At 65.6% G+C, this 8,094-nt stretch carries 9 protein-coding genes; 7 read left to right on the forward strand and 2 right to left on the reverse strand.

Features of this window, described 5'->3' with window-relative positions; translation table 11 throughout:
* The first annotated feature begins 105 nt into the window (after window positions 1-105).
* The 4 genes from secY (at window position 106) to ABZ412_RS26830 (ending at window position 3,775) form a co-directional block, all read left to right on the forward strand.
* The gene (gene secY / locus ABZ412_RS26815; protein ID WP_357089100.1) at window positions 106-1,425 is read left to right on the forward strand and encodes a preprotein translocase subunit SecY; all 1,320 of its coding nucleotides are present in this window, start codon (window positions 106-108) and stop codon (window positions 1,423-1,425) included.
* The gene (locus ABZ412_RS26820; RefSeq protein WP_357285167.1) at window positions 1,422-1,967 is read left to right on the forward strand and encodes an adenylate kinase; all 546 of its coding nucleotides are present in this window, start codon (window positions 1,422-1,424) and stop codon (window positions 1,965-1,967) included. Before secY ends, ABZ412_RS26820 begins: the two co-directional genes overlap by 4 nt.
* Entirely contained in the window at window positions 1,968-2,768 is an 801-nt protein-coding gene (map, locus tag ABZ412_RS26825) for a type I methionyl aminopeptidase (RefSeq protein ID WP_357285170.1), read from the forward strand.
* Between the two features lie 188 nt (window positions 2,769-2,956).
* Window positions 2,957-3,775 (forward strand): SDR family oxidoreductase, encoded by an 819-nt coding sequence (locus tag ABZ412_RS26830; RefSeq protein ID WP_357285173.1) that lies wholly within the window; start codon window positions 2,957-2,959, stop codon window positions 3,773-3,775.
* An 8-nt stretch (window positions 3,776-3,783) separates the two neighbouring features.
* Here ABZ412_RS26830 and dtd read toward each other — a convergent pair whose 3' ends face one another.
* On the reverse strand, window positions 3,784-4,227 hold the full coding sequence (gene dtd / locus ABZ412_RS26835; protein WP_357285176.1) for a D-aminoacyl-tRNA deacylase: 444 nt from the start codon (window positions 4,225-4,227) through the stop codon (window positions 3,784-3,786).
* Between the two features lie 1,099 nt (window positions 4,228-5,326).
* Window positions 5,327-5,542, reverse strand: a complete 216-nt coding sequence (locus tag ABZ412_RS26840) for a pentapeptide repeat-containing protein (protein WP_357285245.1) — start codon at window positions 5,540-5,542, stop codon at window positions 5,327-5,329.
* Between the two features lie 846 nt (window positions 5,543-6,388).
* On the opposite strand from ABZ412_RS26840, the gene ABZ412_RS26845 reads away from it, so the two are divergent.
* From ABZ412_RS26845 to ABZ412_RS26855, 3 genes are all read left to right on the forward strand, one after another.
* The gene (locus tag ABZ412_RS26845) at window positions 6,389-7,177 is read left to right on the forward strand and encodes an ESX secretion-associated protein EspG (protein ID WP_357285179.1); all 789 of its coding nucleotides are present in this window, start codon (window positions 6,389-6,391) and stop codon (window positions 7,175-7,177) included.
* Between the two features lie 93 nt (window positions 7,178-7,270).
* Window positions 7,271-7,585 carry a hypothetical protein gene (locus ABZ412_RS26850; protein ID WP_357285181.1) on the forward strand — a complete coding sequence of 105 codons (315 nt, stop codon included), beginning with the start codon at window positions 7,271-7,273 and terminating at the stop codon, window positions 7,583-7,585.
* A 6-nt stretch (window positions 7,586-7,591) separates the two neighbouring features.
* Window positions 7,592-8,080 (forward strand): YbaB/EbfC family nucleoid-associated protein, encoded by a 489-nt coding sequence (locus ABZ412_RS26855; RefSeq protein WP_357285184.1) that lies wholly within the window; start codon window positions 7,592-7,594, stop codon window positions 8,078-8,080.
* Window positions 8,081-8,094: the final 14 nt, after the last annotated feature.

The raw sequence follows: 8,094 nt of genomic DNA on the forward strand, positions 1-8,094 counted from the left end.
TGCCGCTGTTAAAGTTCAAGTGTTGTCTGCCAACACCCCGTCATGGTTCTCGGCGTTCTTTCGCTGAATCCGTGGCCTGACCTATGTCGTTAGCCAGGAGGATCTGTGCTTTCCGCCTTCGTGTCGGCTTTCCGGACCCCGGACTTACGGCGGAAGATTCTCTTCACGCTGGGACTGATCGCGCTCTACCGGCTCGGTGCGTCGCTGCCCTCGCCGGGCGTCAGTTACAAGAACGTTCAAGAGTGCGTCAATCTGGTCAACGGCGGTGACTCCGCCGGCATCTACCAGCTGATCAACCTCTTCTCCGGCGGCGCGCTGCTGCAGCTGTCCGTGTTCGCGATCGGCATCATGCCGTACATCACGGCCAGCATCATCATCCAGCTGTTGACCGTCGTGATCCCGCGGTTCGAGGAACTGCGAAAAGAGGGTCAAGCGGGTCAGAACAAGATGACCCAGTACACGCGCTATCTGTCCGTGGCGCTGGCGATCCTGCAGTCGACCGGTCTGGTCGCGCTCGCCTCCCGCGGTCAGCTGCTGCGTGGCTGCCCCAAGGACATTCTCGACGACACCTCTATCTTCGGCATGATCATCATCGTGCTGGTCATGACCGCGGGCGCGGCCCTGGTCATGTGGTTCGGTGAGCAGATCACCGAGCGCGGCATCGGTAACGGCATGTCGCTGTTGATCTTCGCGGGTATCGCCGCCCGTATCCCCTCCGAGGGCAAGATGATCTGGGACAGCCGCGGCGTGGGCATCTTCGCCCTGGTCTGCGCGGCCGCCCTGGTGGTCATCGTCGGCGTCATCTTCGTCGAGCAGGGCCAGCGCCGGATTCCGGTGCAGTACGCCAAGCGCGTGGTCGGCCGGAAGATGTACGGCGGTTCCTCGACCTATCTGCCGCTGAAGGTCAATCAGGCGGGTGTCATCCCGGTGATCTTCGCGTCCTCGCTGCTGTACCTGCCGAACCTGCTGGCGCAGCTGACCCAGAAGAGCACGGGCAATCCGGCCAAGTGGCAGGAGCTGATCCAGAAGTATCTGGTCAATCCGAGCAACCCGGTCTACGTGGCGATCTACTTCGCCCTGATCGTGTTCTTCACCTACTTCTACGTCGCGATCACCTTCAACCCGGAGGAGCGCGCGGACGAGATGAAGAAGTTCGGCGGCTTCATCCCGGGCTACCGGCCGGGCAAGCCGACCGCCGATTATCTGAACTATGTCCTGAGCCGGATCACCCTCCCCGGCTCCATCTACCTCGGTGCTGTCGCTGTTCTGCCGAACCTGCTCCTCGGGATCGGGGCCTCCGGCGGCGTGACGAATCTGCCGTTCGGTGGTACCGCGGTGCTGATCATTGTGAGCGTCGGCCTCGATACCGTGAAGCAAATCGAGAGCCAGTTGATGAACCGAAACTACGAAGGGTTCCTGAAGTGAGACTCGTACTGCTCGGACCGCCGGGCGCCGGTAAAGGCACCCAGGCCGAACTGTTGTCGGAAAAGCTCGGTGTTCCGCACATCTCCACTGGAGCCCTGTTTCGCACGAACATCGACCAGCAGACCGCGCTGGGCAAGGAAGCCCAGGGGTACATCGACGCCGGCAACCTGGTGCCGTCGGACGTGACCAACCGCATGGTCGAGGCCCGTATCGCCGAGCCGGATGCCGTCAACGGCTTCATCCTGGACGGCTACCCGCGCACCGTGGATCAGGCCGAGGCGCTGGAGAAGATGCTGAAGGGCATGGGCAAGGAGCTCGACGCCGTGCTGTCCTTCGTGGTCGACGAGGACGTGGTGGTCGAGCGCATGCTGGCCCGCGGCCGTGGCGACGACACCGAAGAGGTCATCCGCAACCGCATGCGCGTCTACCGCGAGGAGACCGAGCCGCTGCTGGTGCACTACGACGGCCAGGTCGTGTCGGTCGAGGGCGTCGGCGAGATCGAGGACGTCAACGCGAACGCGCTCAAGGCCCTGGGCCGCTGAATGGTTTTCGGCCGTAAGAGCAAGCGGGTGGTGCCTTTCCGCACCGCCGGTGAACTGGATGCCATGGCGGCGGCCGGCGCTATCGTCGGCCGCGCGCTGGTGGCGGTGCGCGCTGCCGCCAAGCCCGGGGTCTCGACCCTGGAGCTGGACGAGGTGGCCGAGCAGGTCATCCGTGAGGCCAACGCGATCCCGTCGTTCAAGGGCTACCACGGCTTCCCGGGTTCGATCTGCTCGTCGGTGAACGACCGTGTGGTGCACGGCATCCCGTCCAAGGGCGACATCCTGTCCGAGGGCGATCTGGTCTCCATCGACTGCGGCGCCATCCTCGACGGCTGGCACGGCGACTCGGCGTGGACCTTCGGCGTCGGCACCATCATCGAGGCGGACCGCCTGCTCAGCGAGGCGACCAAGCTCTCGATGGAGGCCGGCATCGCCGCCATGATCCCCGGCAACCGCCTCTCGGACGTCTCGCACGCCATCGAGCAGGGCACCTACGCCGCGGAGAAGTTGCACGGCCGCAAGTACGGCATCGTCTCCGGCTACGGCGGCCACGCCATCGGCCGTGAGATGCACATGGATCCCTTCCTGCCGAACGAGGGCGCTCCCGGCAAGGGTCCTGAGCTGCGCGTCGGCTCGGTCCTGGCCATCGAGCCCATGCTCACCCTCGGCACCACGGAAACCCATGAGCTGGACGATCATTGGACCGTCGTCACCGATGACGGTTCCCGTGCCGCGCACTGGGAGCACACGGTCGCGGTGACCGAGAACGGTCCCCGCATCCTGACGCTGCGCCCGGAATAAGCTCTGGCACAACGCTTTCCGCACCCGTCTCGGCTCGACTGAGGCGGGTGCGGTCGTTTGCGGGGGTAGCGTCCGGCCGCGGACCGGGTTTTCCCGGCCGGTGCATCGTGCGGCACCCGGGTCCACTGCCGCTGATTCCTTGGGCGTGGCGCCTCGGGGTCGGGCCCCGGCCCTGGTTCTATGGGGCAATGGCCGACAAGGTTGTTCTCATCACCGGGACTTCCACCGGTATCGGGCTGGCGGTCGCCGCGGCGGCGGTCCGGGCCGGGTACAAAACCGTCGCGACGCTCCGCAATCCGGACAAGGCCGGTCCGGCCCGGGACACCGGGGCCGACGTGCGGCAGCTGGATGTCACCGATTCCGCCTCGATCGCCAATTGCGTGGCGGGTGTGGTCGCCGACTACGGCCGTCTCGACGCCGTGGTCAACAATGCGGGGATCTCGGTGCTGGGCACTGTCGAGCACCTGCCGATGGCGGATATCCGCCGGTCCATGGAGGTCAACTACTTCGGCGTGGTCGAGGTGACCAAGGCCGTCATGCCGCACCTGCGCGCGTCGAAGGGCCGCCTGGTGACGGTGACGAGCGTCGGTGGCGCGGTCGGTCAGCCGTTCAACGAGGCCTACTGTGCGGCGAAGTTCGCGGTCGAGGGCTTCATGCAGAGCCTGGAGCCGGTGGCCGCCACGGTCGGTGTCGGCGTGAGTGTCATCGAACCCGGCGCGGTGACAACGGAATTCGTCACCAACGCGCGCGTCGACATCCCCGCCGCCATCGACGCCGCAGGCCCTTACGCTCCCGCCTTGCAGGCCTACATCAACCGCACTCGCGGCGCGTACAGCACCGCGCAGACCGCCGCCCAGGTCGCGGATGTGGTCATGTCGGCGCTTACCGCCTACCCGGTCGTCTTCCGCTGGCAAACCTCGGATTACGCCCGTTCCTTCGTGGCCGACAGCCTCTCGGACCTGGACGGCTCCATCGTCGCGGGCCTGACCTCCAAGTGGGTTCGCTGATCCGGATCTCAGCCCTCCAGCAGGAGGGTGACCGGCCCGTCGTTGACCAGTTCGACATGCATGTGCGCCCCGAACCGCCCGGTGGCGACGGTCGCGCCGAGTTCCTTCAGGGCCGCGGCGAAGGCGTCCACCAGTGGTTCCGCGACCGCTCCCGGCGCGGCCGCGTTCCACGACGGCCGCCGCCCCTTGGCCGTATCGGCATACAGCGTGAACTGACTGATTACCAGAATGGGCGCGGCCAGATCGGCGGCCGAGCGCTCCCCGTCCAGCACGCGCAGCCGGAACAGCTTGTCGGCCAGGGCTTTCGCGGTCGCCTCGGTATCGGTATGGGTGACCCCGACCAGCGCGACCAGCCCCTGCGGCGCACCGTGCGCCGCCGGATCGATGCGCCCGACCACCTCGCCGCCCACACTGACCTGAGCCGACGTGACCCGCTGCACGAGTACTCGCATGGATATCGATCTTCCCAGATAGCCCGGTGTGCGGCGGCCCGGCTACCCCGGAGCGGCCATCCTGCCCCGAATTTCCTTGTGCGCCATCGGGAGTTCACGACAGTAGGCTGTGCTGGCACAGACACGTGAATAACCGGGCGGAGCGACGGAAGTTACCGATGGCACCTGACAACAAGACAACGCCGGCATGGGGTTCGAGCCTGACTCCGCAGATCGACGGGCACACGCTCCAATTCGATCCGTCGGCAGCGCAGAAGGGCATGCAGCTCGCCGGCGATCTTGCGCGGGCGATGCGCGGGTTCAAGGATGCCGTGACGGGCCAGGGGCTGACCACCATGCCGGTCATCGGAAACCAGCCGTCCGGAGCGGCGCTGGTCGCCGCCTTGAATCGACGTGGATACGAATTGGAGACCGCGCTCGACGGGCACATCAAGATTCTCGAGGCCATGGTGGACACCTTCCGCTCCGCGGGGCAGGCGTATCGATACGCGGATGATGTCTCGGCCGAGCAGATCGACAAGGCCGCGGCCACCATCAAGGCGATCGGGAACTACAAGATCGGCGACGGTGCGAAGGACGCGGGCCTGCCGAAATCGGGCTCGCGTGGGACGGGTGTGAGATTCGAAAACGGCCTGGGCGAGACAAAGCACGACTTCCCGAAGGATCTGGAGAAGTGGGCCAAGGACCCCAGCCACGCGAAGGAGTCCATTTACGTCGAATGGGAGAGCGCTCAGGACAAGAACTGGGATTGGCTGATCGCCTTCCGGAACTCGTTGAACTCCGATCCGTACTACTACGCCGGCAAGGACTGGCAGACGCTGTCCGACAAGGTGCACTCGGGCGTCAGCGACCTCGCCACCCAAATCGAGGGCTTGAGCAATAGCTGGCATGGCACCGGATCCAACGCGGCGCGACAGGCGGTCCGGGACTACGCGAAGAACACCCAGCCGCTCGTGGACACCATGCACGCGATGAGCTTGCTGCTCGACTTCACCGCTCACTGGGTGCAGTACACCTATGAGCGGATGCCTGACCAGCCGAAAACCGACAGCTGGTGCAGCGACGACATCGGCATGTACCGCAAGCGTTTCGAGACCGACTATGTCGCGAACGGTAAGAAGACCGCGGAGACGTTCCCGGTAATTCCGCCCGCCCCGTTGGACAAGCCGACGCCGGTGGACACGCCGAAAACGGATGCCGAGAAGAAGGAAGCCGAGCGGAAAGAGGCCGAGCGCAAGGACGCGGAGCGCAAAGAGGCCGAGCGGAAAGAGGCCGAGCGCAAGGAAGCCGAGCGCAAGGAAGCCGAAAGGAACAACCCCGGTGGCGGCGGTGGCCAGCCGCAAGGTCGGCACCCTGGTGGTCAGCAGCCCGGTGGTCAGCAGCCCGGTGGTCAGCAGCCCGGTGGTCAGCAACCTAATGGTCAGCATCCGAACGGCCAGAATAAGAACGACAAGAACCAGCCGAACGGTCAGACGCCGAAGGGGCAGACACCGAACGGGCAGACCCCCAACGGCTCCAACCCGAATTCGAATACGCCGCAGGGCACCTCGCCCAATGGCTCCGCCGGGGGCGCGGGCGGTCAGGACACCTCGCAGCTCACCAGCGCGCTCAGTTCGCTGATCAGCGGTATGACCACTGGCGTATCAGCGTTGTCGCAGCAGCTCCCAACCATGTTGCAGCAGTTGCAATCCGCCATGCAGTCGAGCGATACCTCGACGCTGGCCCACTTGCTCGGGGTGCCCGAGGACAAGGTGACGTCCGCGTTCGCCGCAGTCGAGAAGGATCCGGCGAAACTGGCGCAGCTGGGTCAGCTGCTCGGTCTCACGCCTGGAACGGATGTCCCGTCGGCGGGCAATCCGGCCGGCGAGGTCCGCGCCGAGGCCCTGCCCTTCGGATCGGAAGCTCGTGCGACCGGTCAGGTCGCGGGTGTTCCGTCGCTCACCAATTTGTTCCGGAGCGGTCTCGGTGCGGACCTGGCAACGACGGTCGGTGCTCCCGAGGGCGCGATGGTCGCTACCAGCTCAGCCGGGGCGGAACCCGCGGGCAACCCGGTGGATTTCGTCCGTGACCTGGCAAGTAGGCTCGAGCACCCAGACGCGGTGCCCGGTCTTCCCGCGTCGCCCGTTGAGGTTCCGGCCCAGGAGGTTCCGGTGGTGGAGCGTTGAACTGGGAACTCACGCACGAAGAGTTCAAGGTGCTGTGCAACCGGTACCTCGACGGCTGGCTGCCGCCGCCGCTCACCTACTCCAGCCGTATCCCGACCTTCGACGCGTACGAGAGTGAACTCTCCCGGGTGGAGGCCGAACTGCGGGATCGGCTGGACGCGGGGCTGAATATCCCGTTCGACACGCTCGCCAATCCCGAGGTGTTCGTGGTCCTGGGTTCCTGGTGCGACAGCGACTTCGAGAATCCGGCCAAGCAGGTCCGGATTCACGCGGCCAGACGTGGCTGGCACGCGGTCATGGTTATTCAGCACATGGGCGAAACCATCTACCACAGCACCGGATACACGCTGATCGAATGCGACCCCGATGCGCTGTCCATGCTGATGGTGGGCGAGTTGCCCGATACCGTTGCCGCTAGCGGGTCTCCGTTGCCGATGGTGTTCGATCCTCCGGAGCGCGACCCGTACGAGATCAGGCAGAGCGTGGCGTTCGACTCCTTCGATGACACACTCGAGGTTCGTAGCCGTGCCTTCTGGAGTCGCACGGCCGAACGGTCGGGCGTCATCCGGGTGGTGCAGGGCCGTTCCATCTACGGTCCGCGCGGCCGGCTGATGACCAGCGCGTTCTGGCGCGACGTCGTAGGTGAGGGTCGCTATCTCATCGAGGTCGACGAGTCGGATACGCGTGCGATGGGCGCGGATTCGACCATGCTGGCGCAAAGCATCGACCGCCGGACGGCCTTGGTGCTCGAGCACATGGAGGAACGCGGAGAACTGCGGGTGTGATCGTCGCGGGCGGGCACCGCTCCGCCCGAATCGGCACTCTCCGTTAATTTTCCGGCAACTACCCGGTCGCCCGCGCCTGACAGGGTTTCACCCATGAGCGGTCGGCTGGAAGCTTACGAAGATCTGTTGACCAAGGCGGCCGGTCGAACGGACAAGGTGCGCGACGGCATCGAAAAGGTCGTGAGCACACTGACTTCCGCGGCCGACGGGCGGGGAACGCCCTGGGGAAACGACACGCTCGGCGGCAACTTCGCCGATGGTGAGCAGGGGTATCTCGCCAGCCGCAAGAACATCATCGAGGGCGCGGACAATATGGCCGGGACTTTCGGCAACTTCTCGGACGGCCAGCTGAAGGCCGCCGCGGAGCTGAAGAAGATGGATCACGGCAACGGCGACGGGTTCGAGTGACCGATCATGGTGAATGAACGGGCCAAGGCCGACTTCTCGGATATTCTCGACGACTTCCGCGATCAGATGCGCACCATCACCGGGTTGCAGCAGCAGCGGGCGGCGATCACCGCGTCCGCGAGCGTGCGCGGCAAGCGGGTGACGGTCACAGTCAATGCCGATGGCACGGTGATCGAGACCAAATTCGCTTCGGACATCGATGATCTCGACTATCAGGAAATCGCCAAGGCGGTGACCGAGGCCGCGCAGCAAGCGTCCGCCGAGGTGGCGCGGCGCAGCCGGGAGATCATGGCGCCGGTGTCGCAGAACCGTAATCGGCTGCCCAGGCTGTCGGAGCTGGTGCCGGACATGCCCGATCTGTCGGAGGCGCTGCGGATTCCGGAACCGCCGGTGGTGTCGACCGCGCCGCCCAAGGCGCCGGAACGTCGTGCCGCGGAGTCGGATTCGGACGACACGCGGCGAAATCGTGGTGGGGCCACCGATTCCGGATGGTGACACCGCCTGCACCG

The organism is Nocardia sp. NPDC005746 (assembly GCF_040630785.1).
In the GTDB taxonomy this organism is placed as follows: domain Bacteria; phylum Actinomycetota; class Actinomycetes; order Mycobacteriales; family Mycobacteriaceae; genus Nocardia.

Excerpts from the sequence above, each read along its gene's own strand:
- map (WP_357285170.1), top strand. The coding sequence starts at position 1,968 with ATGGTTTTCGGCCGTAAGAGCAAGCGGGTGGTGCCTTTCCGCACCGCC.
- ABZ412_RS26830 (WP_357285173.1), top strand. The coding sequence starts at position 2,957 with ATGGCCGACAAGGTTGTTCTCATCACCGGGACTTCCACCGGTATCGGG.
- dtd (WP_357285176.1), bottom strand. The coding sequence starts at position 4,227 with ATGCGAGTACTCGTGCAGCGGGTCACGTCGGCTCAGGTCAGTGTGGGC.
- ABZ412_RS26850 (WP_357285181.1), top strand. The coding sequence starts at position 7,271 with ATGAGCGGTCGGCTGGAAGCTTACGAAGATCTGTTGACCAAGGCGGCC.
- ABZ412_RS26855 (WP_357285184.1), top strand. The coding sequence starts at position 7,592 with ATGGTGAATGAACGGGCCAAGGCCGACTTCTCGGATATTCTCGACGAC.